The following is a 15801-nucleotide window of genomic DNA, read 5'->3' as shown; positions in this document are numbered from 1 at the left end:
AGTGCAATGGAAGACTTTGAGATCTGGGTTGAGAAATACCGTCCGCGGACGCTTGATGAGGTTGTAGGGCAGGACGAGGTTATCCAGAGGCTAAAGGGGTATGTGGAAAGAAAGAACATCCCACATCTGCTTTTCTCCGGTCCTCCCGGAACTGGAAAGACAGCAACTTCTATAGCACTTGCAAGAGACCTCTTTGGAGAAAACTGGAGGGACAACTTCATAGAGATGAACGCAAGCGATGAGAGAGGGATTGATGTTGTCAGACATAAAATAAAGGAGTTTGCGAGAACCACCCCCATTGGTGGCGCACCCTTCAAAATCATCTTTCTCGATGAGGCAGATGCACTCACAGCGGACGCTCAGGCTGCTCTGAGAAGGACGATGGAGATGTATTCAAGAAGCTGCAGATTTATTTTGAGTTGCAACTATGTGAGCAGGATTATAGAGCCGATTCAGAGTAGATGTGCAGTTTTCAAGTTCAAACCTGTCCCCAAGGAAGCAATGAAAAGGAGATTGCTGGAGATATGCGAAAGAGAAAAGGTAAAGATAACTGAAGATGGTCTTGAAGCTCTGCTTTACATCTCAGGTGGGGACTTCAGGAAGGCGATAAACGCCCTTCAGGGTGCTGCTGCAATTGGAGAGGTGGTGGATGCGGAGACGATATATCAGATAACCGCAACAGCTCGTCCTGAGGAGATAGGGAACTTAATAGATACAGCATTGAAGGGGAATTTTATGGAGGCGAGACAGCTCCTCGACAGGCTAATGATTGAGTATGGGATGAGCGGAGAAGACATCGTTTCCCAGCTTTTCAGAGAGATAATTTCATCACCGCTCAATGAAAAGGTGAAGGTTTACCTCATAGACAAGCTGGGGGAGGTGGACTTCAGGTTGACAGAAGGTGCCAATGAAAGAATACAGCTCGATGCGTATCTTGCCTATCTTTCATCTCTGGCGAAGAAGTGATGTGGGAGGAGTATAGAAAAAAGAAGCTGAATGGATTTTTGAAGGCAAAAAATAGGGGTGAGATTGATCAGGACATTTTTGAGCTTCTTGAGATCATTAATTCCTTAGATAGCTACGTCACTCTTTCAAGCTGCAGCGGGAGAATTGCAGTCATAGATATTCCAGAAGTGGGGGATAAAAAGGCGGCGAGATTTCTTGGCAAATGGCACGATGAGGTCGAATACGAGGCTGTGATCAATGCAGCTTTGAAGAGTGAGCAGTGGGGTTGGCTGATTCAATATCCTCCAATACTCCATGTTGCATGCAGAACCGTTGAGAACGCGGAGAGATTTATGACTGCTGCTAATCAGGCTGGGTTCAGGAGAAGTGGGATTATATCGCTCAAGAACCATGTTGTAGAAATTACATCTTTTGAAAGAACTGAACTGCCAATTGCCTATTCGAAGAAACTGCTCGTTTCTGAAGATTACCTTAAACAAGTCGTCGAATTCGCAAACAGCAAGCTGAAAAGGGGAAAAGAAAAACTGAAGAGACTGCAAAGCATCATTAAAGCCTTCTCAGAGTAAAGACGCCGATCGCAGCTATAAATATCGCTCCCCCTATCGCCCCTCCGAGCTTTTGCAAAGCATCAGGAGCTTCGGGAGCGAGAACGTATGATGCAGAAGCCCAAACGAGCAATCCAAAGGCTATTAGCAGAAAGATCATTGTGAAGTATTTTGATATTCTTCTGTTCTCTGCATACGCGTCTGCTGCTCTTGCGAGCAAGGAGAATATGCCTGAAAGAACAAACCACCATGTGCTGTAAAAAATAAAGCTCGCAACGGCTTCATATGGACTTGGAATGTTAACTGAAGCGTTAAATCCGTTTACTATACTGATTATGAGGAGTATGGCCGATGTTACGTAGAAAACGAAGGATAGCCTTCCTTCCACGAGAGATGTTCTGATTGAGTTTAGGAACTCCTCAATATTCCTCTCCCACCCGTAGGCTTTGACCAAGAAATATACACCTAAGAAAAGTATAATCCCGCCTATTCCCCACTCAGGGTGCTGGAGAATAAGGAATATTGAATAGACGAGAAAAATCATTCCAAGGGGAGCGAGTGTCATTCTTGCAATTTTTGGATCATTGAGCATTCTCCTGATCAGAAAGTATGTGCTTTCAATTGTTCTGCTCTGCTTCACTACTATTCTGTGGACAGAATCAATTTTGACTCTGGATGAGATTATGGGCATAACGAATTCGTCCTCTGAGCCGTCAGTGACAACAACAGCACTCGATGGGTTCAGACTCATAACGACTTTATCGAGCTGCTCTGCAATTTTGGAATCCGATAGAACTCCAACATTCTTATCCCCGCAGATGGCAACAACTTCAACATCTTCTCCGGCATTCTTAAGCTCGTCATATACCTTTATCGCACCAAAAAGGGCATTCACGTCCGAATCTTCTGGATCAGAAGTTCCGAGTCTTACTGCAGCAGCCAAGATGTTGTCCTTACCGATAACAGGAGATGAAATGTTGGCCTTCTGTCCAAGGTCATCGTCTCTGTCTATAACGAGCACTACCTTTTTCACCATCAAATAAAGTTCTAAAAAATATATAAAAAGCTATCTGAACTTGCCCAGAATGTCTCTCGCTATGGTGTTGAGCTGAACTTCCTTCGTCCCCTCATAAATCTCTGTGATTTTGGCATCTCTGAAGAACCTCTCTACCTCATACTCAGCTATGTAGCCATATCCACCGTGCATCTGCACGGCCTCATCACAAATCTTTACGGCGAGCTTTCCAGCATAGTATTTGGCCATTGAAGTCAGTCCGGGATCAATCCTGCCCTGATCGTAGTTCCACGCCGCTTTGTATATCAGAAGTCTTGCAGCTTCAAGCTGAGTTCTCAAGTCGGCAATCCTGTGCTGCAAAGCCTGAAAAGCTCCTATCGGCTGTCCAAACTGTTTCCTCTGCTTGACATAGTTTATAATCCTGTCAAAAGCGCCCTGAGCTATTCCCAAAGCCTGAGCAGCAATCTCAATTCTACTCTCATCGAAGAACTCCAGAACCTGATAGAAGCCTCTGTTAAGCTCTCCAATAACCGCAGATTCGTCAACTCTTACATCCTTGAAAACGACCTCTGCCGTAGGAGAAGCTCTGATTCCGAGTTTCCCGGATATCTTGTTCGTGCTCAGTCCGGGAGTATCCTTCTTAACGAGGAAAGTACTAAAGCCTCTATATCGCGGCTGTGCATCGGGATTTGTAACGGCAAGAACTATGTAGTAGTCAGCGATGTTTCCGTTAGTTATAAAGGTCTTTGAGCCGTTAATGACCCACTCATCTCCATCTTTCTCTGCTCTCGTCTTGATTGCCGTAAGATCGCTACCTGCTTCTGGCTCCGTATAACAGCCAGCGGTTATAGCTTCTCCTCCAGCAACCTTAGGCAAAACTTCCTTCTTCTGCTCTTCATCCCCGAACCTCATTACGACCTCAGATGAAAAGTCCGAAAGGATTACAGCACTCCCAATCGTGCTGTCTGCTCTGCAGAACTCCTCTACAATGAGGGTGTTTTCGAGAATGCCCATTCCTGCTCCGCCATACTCTTCGGGGAAATGCACGCCAATGAATCCCAGTTCACATGACTTCTTCCAGAGATCAAAGGGAAATTCTTCCTTTCTGTCATACTCTTCTGCTTTTTCTTTGGTGAACTCGTTTGTGGCAAACTCTCTGGCAGCGTTCTTAATATCCTTCTGCTCCTGAGTAAGCTCGAAGTTCATAAGAAAAATAGGAGCATACATTTAATAGTTTACGCTTTTAGAAATTTTTTAAGGGAAATCTTTTATTCTCATCAGTTCAATTTTATGTTGATGAACATCGTTCAAATGCAACTGTTGCCAGGAGGACAGGAGTGGTTGCTGATACTACTGATTATCTTCCTGCTTTTTGGGGCGAGCAAACTTCCGGAAGTTGCCAGAAGTCTCGGTAAAAGCATGGGTGAGTTCAAGAAGGCACAAAGAGAGGCAGAGATGGAACTGAAGCAGTTTGAGAGGGATTTGAGAGAAGGCCGGTATACTCAGGATGAGAAGAGGAAAAAACTGGAGAAGATAGCAAGAGATTTGGGTATTGATCCCGAAGGAAAAAGCGATGATGAACTTTTGGAAGAAATAAACAAAGCCCTACCAAAAACAGAGAAGGCAGAACCATAATTTTTTTATTGAGTTTCATTTTCCGTTTGACATGCTCATCGAGGTTACAATATACTGCAGGGGTGGACAGGGTGGGGTAACAACCGCAAGAATTCTGGCTACTGCTGCGATGCTCCAAGGATATTACAGTCAGGCAATGCCGCAATTCGGTCCTGAAAGAAGAGGAGCGAGGGTAAACGCCTATATCCGCATTTCGGACAGGCTGATAAGAAGGAGGTCACCTGTAAAGAAGCCGGATGTTCTTGTAATTTTTGACAGAAAAATTGAGGTTGATTCTGAAGCTGAGGTTCTTATTTTAAACTCTCCTGAACCCTTTTCAAGCTCAGGAAAAGTGTATTATGTTGATGCAACGGAAATAGCAGAAAAAAATGGTCTTGTGAATGCTGGATGGGCTATACTGAGCGCTCCGATGAGTGGAGCAGTGGCGAGGGCTTTGGACATTGAACTTTCAGCACTGAAAGAGGCCATGTATGCCGAGCTTGGTACAAGAGCGGAGAAGAGCTTTAATGCTGCCAAGGAAGCTTATGAGGTGGTTAAATGGACTTGAGCCCGATAATATCCAAGGCAACTGTTGCTTCAGCAGGAGAGACAGGTAGCTGGAGAAACTATCGTCCTGCAGTTACTGCTGATTTGTGTTCAAAATGTGGGAACTGCATACTCTACTGTCCTGAAGGTGTAATATCTGAAGGTGGGGATTCCGTGGAGATAGATTACAGGTTTTGCAAGGGGTGTGGAGTTTGCAAAGAGGTATGCGAACAGAGGGCAATAGAAATGATTCCGGAATAAAGAAATTGCTCACAAGTAATGAGGCAATTGCTGAAGCTGTCAGGATCGCAAAACCTGATGTTATCGCAGCCTATCCGATCACACCACAGTCACCCATCGTGGAAAGGCTCGCGGAAATGGTTGGCAGCGGTGAGCTCGATGCAAGCTTTGTGAGAGTCGAATCGGAGCATTCGGCAATGGCGGTTATACACGGTGCAGCAACGGCTGGGGCGAGAGTGTTTACAGCAACCTCAAGTCATGGCTTGGCTTACATGTTCGAGATGTGTTGGTGGATTGCTGGTTCAAGACTGCCTGCCGTGATGGCCGTGGCAACAAGATCAATAGGCGCTCCGTGGAACATACATGGGGATCATACGGACATAATGTCTCTAAGAGATACGGGATGGATAATCGGTATGGCTGAAAGTGCTCAGGAGGCCTTTGACATGACCCTTCAGGCTTTTGCCGTCAGTGAGGAGGTTAACATCCCGTTTGCCGTCGGTATTGATGCCTTCACCATGAGCCATACGGCTGAGGTTGTTGAAATAAGAGATGTGAGGCTGCCAGAGAGAAGACAGGCATACAGAATACTGCCCGGTATGGAGGTTGCCGTAAATGCTGTTACAGTTGGCGATGCAAGGATGAGAGCAAGATATGATCTTGCTGTTGATCTTGAGAAATCGGCAGAGGTCATCGAGCGGACTGATAATGAATTCGGCAGTCATGGTGGCTTGGTAGAGAAATACAGGCTCGAAGATGCTGAATACGCCGTTGTTATGGCCGGTGGATGGTGTGGGGATGCCAAGGATGCAATAGACATGCTGAGGGATGAAGGGGTTAAGATAGGAATGCTCAGATTGAGGTTTATAAGACCTTTCCCGGAGAAAGCTGTGAAGGGATTGCCATCCGAAATTCTGGTTGTTGACAGAGCCAATACTGGGATCAGGGGAATCTTGGGAATTGAAACTTCTTCGTGTGGTGTGGAGGTTGAAAATGTTGTTGCAGGTCTTGGTGGACTGGATGTTGATGTTGATAATTTTTACAGGCTTTTCAGGAAATTTGTTGATGGAAAGCTTGAAAAGGTGGAGTGGTTGATATGATTCTGCCGGGAAACGCAAGCTGTCAGGGATGTCCGATTTCAATAGTGATGAGATGTCTTGACGAAATAAGCAATCCCGTTCTTGCCATTCCTGCAAGCTGCTCAACAGTTATAGCGGGCTTGCATCCAAAATCCGCCATGAAGGTTCCGGTTGTTCACGTGCCCTTCCCCTCAACACTCGCCGTCGCTGCTGGCCTGAGTGAAGCTTACAAAAGGCTCGGAGTTAAAGCTAACGTTGTTGCTTGGATAGGGGATGGTGCAGCAGATATAGGATTTGCAGCTTTAAGCGCATCTGCTGCAAGGAAGGATGATTTAATTACGATTGTTGTTGACAATGAGGCATATATGAACACCGGCACTCAGGCGAGCCTAAGCACCTTCTGGAAGGCAAAAACAACAACATCCCCAACAGGAAAGACTGAAGAGAGGAGGAATCTCGCACTCATCATGCTCGCTCACAAGGCAGATTATGTTGCAACGGCAAGCGTTGGTTACATCAAAGACCTCAGGAGGAAGTTCAGAAGGGCGGAAGAGATGAAAGGGTTCAGATTTCTTCAGATTCACACTCCATGTCCGCCCGGATGGAAGTTCCCGAGTGAAAAGACGGTTGAGGTTGCGAGGAAGGCTGTTATGAGCGGTGCATGGATTCTGTGGGAGTATGATGGAAAGTTAAGGCTCTCAAAGGCGGGAGAGAAGTACGCTTTGAAGGAGAACAGAATTCCACTTGAAGATTACCTGAAGCAGGGGAGATTTTCTCACCTGAGTGATGAGGAAATAAGAGAACTTGAACAAAAGATTGACGAAGATTGGGAACTGCTGCTCAGATTTTCCTGAATCTCTTTCCAACGAAGTAAACTTCTGCACTTCTTTTTCTCGAAGCCTTGGGGCTGTGAAACTTCTTAAAGCGGAAGTAGGGCTTTAATTCACCAAAAAGTTTCTGTATCTCCTCTCCCTGAAAAACCTTTACCACGAAATTTCCGCCCGGCTTAAGCACCTCTTTGGCGATGTTGAAACTTGCCCTTGCCAAGTCTATCGAACGAAGATGGTCTATCGTCCACTTTCCGCTTATTTTTGGTGATGCATCGCTCATAACAACATCGTAGGTTTCAGATATCTCCTTTATTCTCTCAAGGGTTTCCGGAGCCATTATATCACCCTTTATGAAAGTCACTCCATCTATGGGAGGCATGGGGTTCAAATCAACAGCCACAACTTTCGCTCCAAGTTCCACAGCAACCTGACTCCACCCTCCCGGCGTTGCACCGAGATCTAAAACCAAGTCTCCTTCCCGGATCAGCTTGAAAGTTCTGTTCATTTGCAAAAGCTTGTAAGCTGCTCTACTCCTGTAACCTTCCTTCTTTGCCTTCCAGTAGTAGTAATCCTGTTTATCCTTCATACGGCCTTCACAATTACCTTTCTCGTTCTTGGACCATCAAACTCGATGAAGAGAATTCTCTGCCAAGTTCCGAGCATCAGCTTTCCGTTCTCAACAGGCACAACAGCGGCGTTTCCGAGAATACTGGCCTTGAGATGTGCATCAGCATTGCTGTCTATTCTATCATGACTGTATCCCTTTCCGTAGGGAACCAGCTTTTCCATCAGGTGCAGTATGTCTCCGAGCAGACCGGATTCGGCTTCATTGATGATGATAGCTGTGGTTGTGTGGGGAGAATAGATTAAAGCGAGATTACAGTTTTTTTCCAGATTCCTTTCCACGAGACCAGTTATATCCACGATCTCCACTCTCTTATTTGTCTTGATACTCAGAACACCCATAAAAACTCAAGGAATTCTGACTATATATTCCTTCCCTTGGAAAAGTCTGAACTCTCCAAACTCAACTCTGTCGAAGCCTCTGTGCCTCGTCTTGAGTGTTATCTGTTTATCGCCAATATCTTCCAGCAAACCCATACCGAGATACCTTCTTCCGGAATATAGCCCTACAACCAGTCCCCTTAAGTCCTCGTAACTGAGAACGTAAACATCCTCAACATCGTAAAGCTCTCTAAGGGCTCTTATTGTGCTAATTTCAACATCCGTGTGCTCTTCTACAAGAATTGTTAAAAAATCGTCACCCTTTCTGACCGAAATTATCTTACATCCAAGAACATCTTCCATGAACTCCTTGGGTATCTCCCTCCCACCAAAAAAGTTTGTGTTCGTCACCTTTGCTGCATCAACCTTTACTCCCTTAGCACCCTCAAGTTCCTTAGCATATCTCGACGCCCTTATTCTTGATCTCTCCTCTCTGCTCCTCTCCACCACGTATCCCCTTTCGACCTCAAAAACTTTCCAATCCTTCAGAAAATTTGGGGTTGGATGAAAGGATGCAATTATATCGGGCTGTATAATCTCCAGCTTCGCGAGTTTGTATTCTCTCGCCTTTGCTCCCCTTATCCATCCCGTCGTGTCAACTATTTTCCTTCCGTTCCTCTTCTCAAGCTCTTTCCAGAGTCTTGAAACCCCTCTCAGACATTTAACCTCTCTACCCATCGGGGAAATTACTCCGGCAAAGAAACCGTTTATCATCTCTGCCTGTGAAACTGATACGCAGCCATTTACAAAACCGTATCCCATTGCACCGGGATGAGCTATATCCGACTGCCCTATATCCAGATCAAGGACGTAACACCCATCCGATTTGTTCGCCAGATATGCTGCTAATGTGCTCTTTCCACTATCCGTACCGCCGAAAATGAAAAGGGAATCCCACTCAGCCTCAGCCAGCCTGTCCCAGCTTTCCGGAATGGTTCTGCCCTCAACAACCAGGTAGTCCCCCTTTACTTCAATCTCGCAGTCTCCTTTACAGTAAATCGGAATATGTTTATCGGAGACAAAACTATCTAACTCCGCTCCAAGAACCTCTACCTCGCCCTCAATCTTTACCTCTCCTCTCGCAAGGACGGTTTTACCCTTGCTAACCTTCATTTTGTGTTGTGTTAAAGGAAATCTTCCACGACAGTATGTTCGGCTGTGCATTCACGACCTTTGTAAAGTCCTTGTCCTCCATTACTGCTATGCTAAGCCCATCACCGAAATTTTTGACCTTATAATACTCAAAATTCTTCTCGCTTTCGTTCATCTTGCCGAAGAAGTAGTTGCCAATGAAGTGCAACGCCCATACCTTTTCGTAGCTGTTGTTGGTGAAGTTATACCTGTACCCCTCAAAGAAGAAATCCGCAACACTCTCGTTGCCCGACTTAAATGAAGCTCTTGCAGACTCGCCGTACATGAAAAATGCGTAGGCAAAGCTTCCGTTTATACGGGAGAGGTATTGGTAGGTTTCATTTCCTGCTGAAACGTTCTTACCTTCAATAACATCAATTGCTCTCTCAACAAGTGGTTTGTAGCCCAGTATTATCGGTGAGGTTCGATCAACAAGGGCAATACCCCCCTTTCTAACCTGTAGGGTAAAGTTCCCATACTTGACCTCATCTTCCTTTGCGAAGTAAATCTTACCCATGTTGGCGTCAACAAAGTATAGTGGGATGGCAGTCATGTAGTTGACAACGAAAATCTTTGAGATACCCGAGGTCATTTCTAAAACCGCCCTGCTGAAAACGGCACCGATAAGCACATCTTGGAGATTTGAGTCTATGTAGTTCTTCATCGGGTCATTAGACTCAAGTTGAGCAAGGTATGTGAAATTGAAATATTGAATGTAATAAGCACCATCTGGAGTCCAGTTAACATAACTCCTGAAATCGTCAAGTCTGTAGCTAACAGGTCTATGCTCGGCTGGGCCACCTTTCATCATGTAGGCAAAGACGGAGCCGAGCATGATTAACGCAAGCAGGAAAGCGAGAATTCTCGCTGATTTTCTTTCCATCTTTCGAACCATGCTACTACGCTTTATGATGGCAGATAAAACTTTTGCTACTTGAATCCGATGCCTCTTTATATCAGTAAATCCAGTATGGAAACCAATGATACTAACAAGCTCTCCAGCAGAAGCAAAGGAAATGCTAATTGGGAAAATACTGGAGGAAGGAGAATTATGTCAGTCCAGATTTGGCAACTATTTCTCCGTTAAGCCATCGCTTGTGGTCATCGAGAATGCAGAGTATTTTGGTCATGAGTTTGACTACGATGTTTGTGGGGAGAGATACAGCGAGAGATTTTTGAGGTGTTTGGAGATTGCTGCAGAGAAGTTGAGAAAATCTCCCTATTCCAGAAGAGTTTCTATTCCCATTTGGTATCCTAAGGATCATTTATGCAGAAATCCAGCAGCGATTACGGAAATTTCGTTCCTCGTTGTTGATGGGAAGCTACACCTTACTGCCTTCGTCAGGTCTCTCGATTGCTTGAACTATTTTGAACACAACTTTGACTTTCTTTTGAACTCCCTTGAAGAAATTTCGAGAAAGAGTGGATTTGAGGTAGGAAGTGTTGCAATGCTCATTGCTATCCCACATATTTATGAGAGAGACGTTGATAGAGCCAAGAGCTACGAAAGGAGCTTTAAAGAGCTGTTTGGCTATCATAACCTCGCAACACACCTTGTTGAGGACTACATCTCCTCAGCATGGCATTCTGCTCTGGATGTGATTTACAGCAGTGGAAAAAGGAAGAGAACGGAGTGGGGGGATATATTTGAGGGGCAGGGGGAGAGTCTGTTTGTCCACAGACTTCTCGTGGAGGTTGAAAAACCAGAAGAGAACAAGTTACACGACAAGGCACCTTTTACGGAGAAGTATGGGATGGATTACGCTCACAACTACATCATACATGCAGCAAAGCTCGATGGGGAGGTGAAGGAAAGCATACTGAAGGAGGGAGAGGAATACACTTACGCTGAGAGGGCTAGATACTGTGAAAAAGATGATGTAAGGGTTGATCAGCTTTATACCGTCATGAAAAAGCTTAAGGAAGACAGATGCAGGAGGGATTGCTATGTTGGCATCTCAAGGCCTTGGGACCTTTTGAGCGATGATCCACCATGTTTAAGGGGCTATCAGTTTACAAAATTTAAGGAGAAGCTTTATGGAACATTTTACATGCGCTCAAATGATGCATACGGTGCAATGCATGCGAACATGTTCGCATTCGCCCTCCTCACCAAATACATGGCAGAGATGTCAGGTTTCAAAGATTATGGTTACAACCATTTCGCCCTCGATGCCCATGTGTATTCTGAATTCGTTGATGCTGTTAAAGAGATACTCTACCCCGAATCACCCTCCTACTCGGATTTTCTGAAGTGAAAATGGATAGGGAGACGGGCTTAAGTCCCATTGTTGGAGTGCAGGAAACTGTGGTTTGTGTCGGGGCTGGAACAACCACAACAGTGAACTATAACCGAAACTGGCTTAGATGGAGCACCCGACTTTGAAGATAGCAATATTGGCTTTAGTCCCTCACTGCCATTGCTGTTAGGAAGTGAAAAAGTTAAAAGTCCCCCAATTTTTTTTAACACAATGATATCTGAAGTAATAGCCGCTCTTTCGCTGCTTCCGATGATTGCATACGTCCATACGAAAAAGGGATGGCTTGGTTTCACCGCGTGGCTCATATTTGCAATCGCATGCCTGACAAAGATTCCAGATTATATCGAATCTTCGGACTACTACAATACCGCTGTTTTCCTTCTTGCCTTCATTTTCTTCACCATCATGTCAATTTCAATCTTGAAAAAGAACTCGGAAGTGTTTGTTGAAGTTACGGCCTTCTCAGCTCTCGCGTGTGCCGTTTACTTTCCCTTTGCCTTTATTAACTCTCTAAACACATGGATAATCTACAATACGGCATCTCTCACGGTAATGCTTGGTAACTCCTTAGGCTTCAGCATGCAGAGTTACGGTGACGAGATTTTTCTAAATGCAAAGAGTGTAAAAATAATTCTTGCCTGCACCGCGATCGAGAGCATAGCCCTATTCACTGGTGCCACAATTGGGATAAAAGCAGACGGAATTAGAAAGGTGAAAGCATTCCTGATCTCAGTCCCGACGATTTATATTTTGAATCTTTTCAGAAATGTATTCGTTATTGTAGCCTTCGGATACTCCTGGTTTGGTGAGAATAGCTTTTATTTAGCGCATCATGTTATAGCAAAAATACTTTCCACCCTTGCCCTAATCCTGATCGCCTACGCCGTTTTCAGAATACTTCCAGAACTTGCGGAACTGATTTATTCACTCAAAGATGAAATGTTCGGGGGAGCACGATGATAGAGAGGAGCGGATACAGCATAATAATCGCCTGCCTTTTGCTTGCCCTGTCCTCTTATCTACTATATCCGCCGCTTTCTCTCCTGTTCGTAATCGGAGCACTTTTCACTGCATACTTCTTTCGCGATCCTTACAGGGAGATCGGAGATGGAGTGGTATCTCCAGCAGACGGTAAAATTGATCATATTGAGGGCAGAAGGCTTGAAATTTTCATGTCTCCCTTTGACTGTCATGTGAACCGATCTCCGGCGAGTGGTAGGGTCGTCTCTGTGAAGTATATCGAGGGTAGCACACCTCCAGCATTTATCAGGAAAAGGGGTGTAAGGACGAATGAGATACTAATCGAATCGGAGGATGGAATTTATAGAGTTCTGCAGATGGCAGGAATTTTTGCAAGGAGGATTGTTAGCTATGTTAAAGAAGGGGATATCGTCAATAAGGGAGATAAAATCGGGATGATTCGTTTCGGTTCGAGGGTTGTTCTGGAAATTCCCGATGGATATAGATTTGTTAGAAAGGTTGGCGAAAAGGTTAAAGCTGGTGAAACAGTTGCATTAAAAGATGAGAGTATTCAGGGAAGTTAGCCTTGCCGACTCGCTGACAGTTCTCAACGCCCTTTTTGGATTCTCTGCGATCGTATATCTTCTTCTTTATGGCTTGAGGATTGAAGCCTTTGCTCTGTTCTATTTCTCAACATTTGCCGATGGCATTGATGGTTTCATAGCAAAAAAAACTGAAAAAAGCCCATTCGGAAAAGAACTCGATTCTCTTGCCGACTCCATTTCCTTTGGCGTCTTTCCTGCCATACTTATGGTCAGATTCGATCCGAACCTCTTTCCCTTCGCAGCCCTCTTTCTTGCCTTCTCGATACTGAGGCTTGCGAGGTTCAATGTGGTAGAATTCTCCGACTTTTACGGTCTTCCTACGCTCGTAAGCGCCCTCATTGTAACATCTCTCATTAGAATATCTTCAGATTATTACACCCTCGCCTTTACAGCTTTTCTCCTCTCGTTTCTCATGATCTGCGATATTGTGTATCCGAGAGTTAACGATGCGATGGCTTTTTTCGTGATAGCACTCGTTTTAGTCTCGGCAATTTTCTTTGTGGAAATGTGCTACGCAATTCTCCTTCTCGCTGGAATATACACCGTTTACCCATTAATTCGTGAGGTGATGGAAAAATGGAGGGAAAGGAGGTTGAAGAAGCTGCTTTCGAAGCAGGAATAAAGCTTGGGGCTTTATTTCATCAGTTCATAGGCATGCCAGTGGCTGAAAAGAACGCAGAAATAGTTGAGAGGGCAATGGAAAGCTGCATACTTCTTCAGCCATATGTGGTCGAAGCGGAAGTGAGGATTAGCAGAGATAGGCTCAAAGAAGTTTCTGCGTTCGGATACACCTCTCTTTTGCCCGACATGATTTACGCAAGGGTTGTGGTTGAAGTCGGAGATTCACGAGTATCTGCGGTTCTTGAGTGGGATGAGGAACTCAAGTACCCTCTCATGAAGCTCATTCGATAATTGTGCCGACAACCTCTCCATACAAGGCTCTCAGCAAATTCTCAGGTTCTCCGAGTATTACGTAGGTTTTTATCTTGCTTCTCTCAATAATTTTTGCTGCTAAAAGGTCAATGACAACATTTGCTCCAGCTCTCATCGAACCCTTCGCCACTATCTCTACAAGTTGGGAGGGGCTCAGTCTGTCAAATTTCACAGCATCCTTGTTTCTCCTTGGATCGTCAGAATATACTCCATCTATGTTTGTTGCATTTACAAACAAATCTGCTTTAATGAATTCTGCAAGCAACGCTGCTGTCGCATCCGTTGTATGACCCGGAAACGTTCCGCCCATAACCACAGCTTTGTTAAGCTTGGATAACTCTTCGGCATCCAAAAAATCAACTGGTACTTTCTTCGCAGCATTTTTCATTGCAGAGATCAGCAACATCGCGTTCATTCTCGTTGCAGCAATGCCGATATAGTCGCAGAAAGTTTCGCTCGCACCAAGCTCCCTTGCCTTGCTTATGTATTCCCTCGCAAGCCTCCCTCCACCAACAACGACAAATAGCTGATTTTTCTCCGAAATAGTGTCGAGAACTCTGCCAAACTCCTTAATTCTGTCTGAATTATCTCCAAAGACTGAGCCACCAAGTGACACGACGATTTTCATCAGAACTTTTTGAGCATTCCTGTTTTTATAATCTTTCAATACGGAAAGTATTCAAACCAGTCGGTTTCATAGTCTTCCAGTCTGCCCAAATCCGAAAACCTGATTAGCTCAGTTTCGATGGGTATTTCGGCAATGTATTCTATTTTGTACTTTCTGGCAAGTTCTGAAGCCTTTCCCTTTCCGAATATGTAACTCTTGTGGCCACAATTGGGACACTCGAAGTAGCTCATGTTCTCCACCAGACCGAGAACCGCGGTTTTGGTCTCTTCAGCCATATTTATCGCCTTCTCCACAACCGCTGCGGTTAGTTCCTGTGGTGTTGAAACAATAAGAGCTCCATTTGGCTTCGCATCCTGCATTACGGTGAGGGGAGCATCTCCTGTCCCAGGTGGTAGATCAATGAGCAGATAGTCAAGTTCGCCCCACGCAACCCTGCCGAGGAACTCTCTCAGCATTCCGGCAATTAAAGGCCCCCTCCATATCACGGGTGTTTCCGTTTTGGGTAGAAGAAATTGTATTGACATAACCCTTATCCCGTACTTTTGGGTTAGAACAGGTTCAAGCCCCTCATCGCTTACTGAAAGTCTGGCGTTCTGTATGCCGAATAGATACGGAATGCTTGGACCGAGAAAATCAGCATCGAGTATTCCAACCTTTTTCCCCTGTCTTGCGTAGTGCACTGCAAGAAGCGCTGTTGCCGTGGACTTGCCAACCCCTCCTTTGCCACTCATCACAGCAATCCTGAAAGTTATTTTATCGAGTTTCTCCTTAATATCCAAGTCGGTTACCCTTCTCTGCATAACCGCCTTCTGGCATCAGGGTTTTTAACTCCTTAGGCGAGCACGGTCAAGCTACACGTTTCTTCATCACAGACCTCTGGGTAAAGTTCAGGTAATAGAGCATAAATTGGAATTGCCCAGCAAACTCCATCACATTTTCTGTTACTAACACATCCGGCTGCCGAATTGAGTTTGAATTCATGTCCTGAAATCTTGTCATCCTCTACAAAAAATACTTTAAACCCTATGTCTGGGTTCACCTCATATATCAGCGTATTTTTTCCAACAACTTTAACGAGGACGACAGTCCGGTTTTTTTCATCTGTAATATAGCTTATTGCAACAACACCGGAACCAGTCACAAAAAGCCTACCTGAGAAATCTTCAAATCTTGAAAAAGTTCCAGTCAAGTCTTTGAGAACCTTTCTGGTGTTTGCATCCCCAAAAAGGTTCTCAATTTGCTGAGCTTCAAGCTCCAAAGGTTCAAATACTATTTCCGGCTGGATTGTTCCGTCGAGGGAACACATCCTGCATTCTCGCATGGTAAGCTTTCAAATAACCAAATATAAAAGTTTTCTCTACAGATTTGATAAAAATTTGACATGTTTGGTCAATAATTGACTTTTGGGGTTAATTGTTGACCTGTATAGTCCTGAAATTTTTG

Annotated in this window: 22 protein-coding genes; 13 read left to right on the top strand and 9 right to left on the bottom strand. The window is 44.8% G+C overall.

The window, feature by feature from the left end; genetic code table 11:
* Window positions 1–6: 6 nt before the first annotated feature.
* Window positions 7–966, top strand: coding sequence for a replication factor C small subunit (locus BP688_RS06230; protein WP_290623571.1), 960 nt, complete (start codon window positions 7–9; stop codon window positions 964–966).
* Entirely contained in the window at window positions 966–1532 is a 567-nt protein-coding gene (locus tag BP688_RS06225) for a tRNA(Phe) 7-((3-amino-3-carboxypropyl)-4-demethylwyosine(37)-N(4))-methyltransferase (protein ID WP_290598149.1), read from the top strand. Before BP688_RS06230 ends, BP688_RS06225 begins: the two co-directional genes overlap by 1 nt.
* Here BP688_RS06225 and BP688_RS06220 read toward each other — a convergent pair.
* Window positions 1513–2547: a DUF373 family protein gene (locus tag BP688_RS06220; protein WP_290598037.1), complete on the bottom strand. Its 1035-nt coding sequence runs from the start codon at window positions 2545–2547 to the stop codon at window positions 1513–1515. The genes BP688_RS06225 and BP688_RS06220 overlap by 20 nt on opposite strands.
* Window positions 2548–2577: 30 nt before the next feature.
* Window positions 2578–3732, bottom strand: coding sequence for an acyl-CoA dehydrogenase family protein (locus BP688_RS06215; RefSeq protein ID WP_290623573.1), 1155 nt, complete (start codon window positions 3730–3732; stop codon window positions 2578–2580).
* Between the two features lie 90 nt (window positions 3733–3822).
* Between BP688_RS06215 and BP688_RS06210 the strand changes: the two genes are divergently transcribed.
* From BP688_RS06210 to BP688_RS06190, 5 genes are read left to right on the top strand one after another with little or no spacing between them, the layout of a single operon-like run.
* Window positions 3823–4161, top strand: coding sequence for a twin-arginine translocase TatA/TatE family subunit (locus tag BP688_RS06210; RefSeq protein ID WP_290598035.1), 339 nt, complete (start codon window positions 3823–3825; stop codon window positions 4159–4161).
* Window positions 4162–4192: 31 nt separating this feature from the next.
* Window positions 4193–4708, top strand: a complete 516-nt coding sequence (locus tag BP688_RS06205; protein WP_290598034.1) for a 2-oxoacid:acceptor oxidoreductase family protein — start codon at window positions 4193–4195, stop codon at window positions 4706–4708.
* Window positions 4699–4947, top strand: coding sequence for a 4Fe-4S binding protein (locus BP688_RS06200; RefSeq protein WP_290598033.1), 249 nt, complete (start codon window positions 4699–4701; stop codon window positions 4945–4947). The genes BP688_RS06205 and BP688_RS06200 overlap by 10 nt, the downstream gene beginning before the upstream one ends.
* Window positions 4911–6026 carry a pyruvate ferredoxin oxidoreductase gene (locus tag BP688_RS06195; protein ID WP_290598032.1) on the top strand — a complete coding sequence of 372 codons (1116 nt, stop codon included), beginning with the start codon at window positions 4911–4913 and terminating at the stop codon, window positions 6024–6026. The genes BP688_RS06200 and BP688_RS06195 overlap by 37 nt, the downstream gene beginning before the upstream one ends.
* Entirely contained in the window at window positions 6023–6859 is an 837-nt protein-coding gene (locus BP688_RS06190; RefSeq protein ID WP_290598031.1) for a thiamine pyrophosphate-dependent enzyme, read from the top strand. Before BP688_RS06195 ends, BP688_RS06190 begins: the two co-directional genes overlap by 4 nt.
* On the opposite strand, the gene BP688_RS06185 is transcribed toward BP688_RS06190, so the two are convergent.
* The 4 genes from BP688_RS06185 to BP688_RS06170 are packed head-to-tail and all read right to left on the bottom strand — an operon-like array spanning window position 6846 to window position 9866.
* Window positions 6846–7421, bottom strand: a complete 576-nt coding sequence (locus BP688_RS06185; protein ID WP_290598030.1) for an SAM-dependent methyltransferase — start codon at window positions 7419–7421, stop codon at window positions 6846–6848. The two genes, BP688_RS06190 and BP688_RS06185, sit on opposite strands and share 14 nt — an antisense overlap.
* Complete coding sequence (locus BP688_RS06180; RefSeq protein WP_290598029.1) at window positions 7418–7801, bottom strand: secondary thiamine-phosphate synthase enzyme YjbQ; 384 nt, start codon at window positions 7799–7801, stop codon at window positions 7418–7420. Before BP688_RS06180 ends, BP688_RS06185 begins: the two co-directional genes overlap by 4 nt.
* A 6-nt stretch (window positions 7802–7807) precedes the next feature.
* Entirely contained in the window at window positions 7808–8953 is a 1146-nt protein-coding gene (locus BP688_RS06175; protein WP_290598028.1) for a Clp1/GlmU family protein, read from the bottom strand.
* Window positions 8943–9866 carry a hypothetical protein gene (locus BP688_RS06170; protein ID WP_290598027.1) on the bottom strand — a complete coding sequence of 308 codons (924 nt, stop codon included), beginning with the start codon at window positions 9864–9866 and terminating at the stop codon, window positions 8943–8945. Before BP688_RS06170 ends, BP688_RS06175 begins: the two co-directional genes overlap by 11 nt.
* A gap of 85 nt (window positions 9867–9951) precedes the next feature.
* Between BP688_RS06170 and BP688_RS06165 the strand changes: the two genes are divergently transcribed.
* From BP688_RS06165 to BP688_RS06140, 6 genes are all read left to right on the top strand, one after another.
* Entirely contained in the window at window positions 9952–11229 is a 1278-nt protein-coding gene (locus tag BP688_RS06165; RefSeq protein WP_290598026.1) for a thymidylate synthase, read from the top strand.
* A 2-nt stretch (window positions 11230–11231) separates the two neighbouring features.
* Window positions 11232–11357 carry a hypothetical protein gene (locus BP688_RS06160; protein ID WP_290624568.1) on the top strand — a complete coding sequence of 42 codons (126 nt, stop codon included), beginning with the start codon at window positions 11232–11234 and terminating at the stop codon, window positions 11355–11357.
* Window positions 11358–11442: 85 nt separating this feature from the next.
* Window positions 11443–12192 (top strand): archaeosortase A, encoded by a 750-nt coding sequence (gene artA, locus BP688_RS06155; RefSeq protein ID WP_290598025.1) that lies wholly within the window; start codon window positions 11443–11445, stop codon window positions 12190–12192.
* Window positions 12189–12776, top strand: a complete 588-nt coding sequence (locus BP688_RS06150; protein ID WP_290598024.1) for an archaetidylserine decarboxylase — start codon at window positions 12189–12191, stop codon at window positions 12774–12776. Before artA ends, BP688_RS06150 begins: the two co-directional genes overlap by 4 nt.
* Window positions 12754–13419 (top strand): CDP-diacylglycerol--serine O-phosphatidyltransferase, encoded by a 666-nt coding sequence (gene pssA, locus BP688_RS06145; protein WP_290598023.1) that lies wholly within the window; start codon window positions 12754–12756, stop codon window positions 13417–13419. The genes BP688_RS06150 and pssA overlap by 23 nt, the downstream gene beginning before the upstream one ends.
* On the top strand, window positions 13374–13709 hold the full coding sequence (locus BP688_RS06140) for a dihydroneopterin aldolase family protein (protein WP_290598022.1): 336 nt from the start codon (window positions 13374–13376) through the stop codon (window positions 13707–13709). The genes pssA and BP688_RS06140 overlap by 46 nt, the downstream gene beginning before the upstream one ends.
* Here the strand turns inward: BP688_RS06140 and pyrH are convergent.
* From pyrH to BP688_RS06125, 3 genes are read right to left on the bottom strand one after another with little or no spacing between them, the layout of a single operon-like run.
* Entirely contained in the window at window positions 13699–14358 is a 660-nt protein-coding gene (pyrH, locus tag BP688_RS06135; RefSeq protein WP_290598021.1) for a UMP kinase, read from the bottom strand. The genes BP688_RS06140 and pyrH overlap by 11 nt on opposite strands.
* Before the next feature lie 35 nt (window positions 14359–14393).
* Window positions 14394–15158: an Mrp/NBP35 family ATP-binding protein gene (locus BP688_RS06130; RefSeq protein ID WP_290598020.1), complete on the bottom strand. Its 765-nt coding sequence runs from the start codon at window positions 15156–15158 to the stop codon at window positions 14394–14396.
* A gap of 32 nt (window positions 15159–15190) precedes the next feature.
* Window positions 15191–15679: a hypothetical protein gene (locus BP688_RS06125; protein WP_290598019.1), complete on the bottom strand. Its 489-nt coding sequence runs from the start codon at window positions 15677–15679 to the stop codon at window positions 15191–15193.
* Window positions 15680–15801: the final 122 nt, after the last annotated feature.

It is taken from the genome of Archaeoglobus sp. UBA230, assembly GCA_002507545.1.
GTDB lineage: Archaea > Halobacteriota > Archaeoglobi > Archaeoglobales > Archaeoglobaceae > Archaeoglobus.
The sequence above is the reverse complement of the archived record's forward strand: the minus strand, read 5'-3'. Positions and strand labels throughout refer to the sequence as shown.

What these genes read in the sequence shown, in the direction of transcription:
- BP688_RS06230 (WP_290623571.1), top strand. Translation starts at nt 7, where the DNA reads ATGGAAGACTTTGAGATCTGGGTTGAGAAATACCGTCCGCGGACGCTT.
- BP688_RS06225 (WP_290598149.1), top strand. Translation starts at nt 966, where the DNA reads ATGTGGGAGGAGTATAGAAAAAAGAAGCTGAATGGATTTTTGAAGGCA.
- BP688_RS06220 (WP_290598037.1), bottom strand. Translation starts at nt 2,547, where the DNA reads ATGGTGAAAAAGGTAGTGCTCGTTATAGACAGAGACGATGACCTTGGA.
- BP688_RS06215 (WP_290623573.1), bottom strand. Translation starts at nt 3,732, where the DNA reads ATGAACTTCGAGCTTACTCAGGAGCAGAAGGATATTAAGAACGCTGCC.
- BP688_RS06210 (WP_290598035.1), top strand. Translation starts at nt 3,823, where the DNA reads ATGAACATCGTTCAAATGCAACTGTTGCCAGGAGGACAGGAGTGGTTG.
- BP688_RS06205 (WP_290598034.1), top strand. Translation starts at nt 4,193, where the DNA reads ATGCTCATCGAGGTTACAATATACTGCAGGGGTGGACAGGGTGGGGTA.
- BP688_RS06200 (WP_290598033.1), top strand. Translation starts at nt 4,699, where the DNA reads ATGGACTTGAGCCCGATAATATCCAAGGCAACTGTTGCTTCAGCAGGA.
- BP688_RS06195 (WP_290598032.1), top strand. Translation starts at nt 4,911, where the DNA reads ATGCGAACAGAGGGCAATAGAAATGATTCCGGAATAAAGAAATTGCTC.
- BP688_RS06190 (WP_290598031.1), top strand. Translation starts at nt 6,023, where the DNA reads ATGATTCTGCCGGGAAACGCAAGCTGTCAGGGATGTCCGATTTCAATA.
- BP688_RS06185 (WP_290598030.1), bottom strand. Translation starts at nt 7,421, where the DNA reads ATGAAGGATAAACAGGATTACTACTACTGGAAGGCAAAGAAGGAAGGT.
- BP688_RS06180 (WP_290598029.1), bottom strand. Translation starts at nt 7,801, where the DNA reads ATGGGTGTTCTGAGTATCAAGACAAATAAGAGAGTGGAGATCGTGGAT.
- BP688_RS06175 (WP_290598028.1), bottom strand. Translation starts at nt 8,953, where the DNA reads ATGAAGGTTAGCAAGGGTAAAACCGTCCTTGCGAGAGGAGAGGTAAAG.
- BP688_RS06170 (WP_290598027.1), bottom strand. Translation starts at nt 9,866, where the DNA reads ATGGTTCGAAAGATGGAAAGAAAATCAGCGAGAATTCTCGCTTTCCTG.
- BP688_RS06165 (WP_290598026.1), top strand. Translation starts at nt 9,952, where the DNA reads ATGATACTAACAAGCTCTCCAGCAGAAGCAAAGGAAATGCTAATTGGG.
- BP688_RS06160 (WP_290624568.1), top strand. Translation starts at nt 11,232, where the DNA reads ATGGATAGGGAGACGGGCTTAAGTCCCATTGTTGGAGTGCAGGAAACT.
- artA (WP_290598025.1), top strand. Translation starts at nt 11,443, where the DNA reads ATGATATCTGAAGTAATAGCCGCTCTTTCGCTGCTTCCGATGATTGCA.
- BP688_RS06150 (WP_290598024.1), top strand. Translation starts at nt 12,189, where the DNA reads ATGATAGAGAGGAGCGGATACAGCATAATAATCGCCTGCCTTTTGCTT.
- pssA (WP_290598023.1), top strand. Translation starts at nt 12,754, where the DNA reads ATGAGAGTATTCAGGGAAGTTAGCCTTGCCGACTCGCTGACAGTTCTC.
- BP688_RS06140 (WP_290598022.1), top strand. Translation starts at nt 13,374, where the DNA reads ATGGAGGGAAAGGAGGTTGAAGAAGCTGCTTTCGAAGCAGGAATAAAG.
- pyrH (WP_290598021.1), bottom strand. Translation starts at nt 14,358, where the DNA reads ATGAAAATCGTCGTGTCACTTGGTGGCTCAGTCTTTGGAGATAATTCA.
- BP688_RS06130 (WP_290598020.1), bottom strand. Translation starts at nt 15,158, where the DNA reads ATGCAGAGAAGGGTAACCGACTTGGATATTAAGGAGAAACTCGATAAA.
- BP688_RS06125 (WP_290598019.1), bottom strand. Translation starts at nt 15,679, where the DNA reads ATGCGAGAATGCAGGATGTGTTCCCTCGACGGAACAATCCAGCCGGAA.